This window comes from bacterium (genome assembly GCA_024228115.1).
GTDB lineage: Bacteria > Myxococcota_A > UBA9160 > UBA9160 > UBA6930.
Genome location: JAAETT010000221.1, coordinates 1 through 554 on the forward strand (window position 1 = coordinate 1; position 554 = coordinate 554).

Here is a 554-nt window from a genome sequence, read left to right on the forward strand (position 1 = left end):
ACACTACCTCGCGGCTCTCGATCGCGAACTCGACACCGATCCGACCGACACCGATTCGCCGTTCTGACGAGAAACCAGCACTCGCGCGCGACCACGGCTAGATGATCAGATTTCTACGGTTTCTCGTGATCGCCAACACGAGAGTGGGCCCGTCGAGCATACGATCGTGCTCGAGCTCAGTGCAGAGGCTGCGTCGGCTGCCGCGGTTCCCGATGGCAGCGACCAGCTGGATCAGGAAATCTGGCTCGACGAGATCGAGGGTCCTGGGACGCCTTCTGCGGGAACCGATGCGGCCTCTTCGGGGGCCGAGTCTCGCGGTGAGGTTCGTACCCGACAGCTTCTCCAGGCGCTCACGAAGTTGCTGCTGCGCAAGGGGATTCTCACCCGCGAAGAATTCATGGCCGAGGTTTCCAAGCTAGGAGTCTGCGCGGTAGAAGCGAGATCGGCCGCGTAGCGTGGGATTCTCGGTTGAATTGTTGCGGTGAGTAGGGTCTGGGGCGCCCGGGACCGCGAAGGCTCCGGATCGGGTGTGAGCCGGGGTTGCCCTGGAAGCC

Annotated in this window: 1 protein-coding gene; it reads left to right on the forward strand. The window is 63.0% G+C overall.

Annotated elements, in window-relative coordinates; translation table 11 throughout:
* Nucleotides 1-166: 166 nt before the first annotated feature.
* Complete coding sequence (locus GY937_10240; protein MCP5057089.1) at nucleotides 167-454, forward strand: hypothetical protein; 288 nt, start codon at nucleotides 167-169, stop codon at nucleotides 452-454.
* The last annotated feature ends 100 nt before the right edge of the window (nucleotides 455-554 follow it).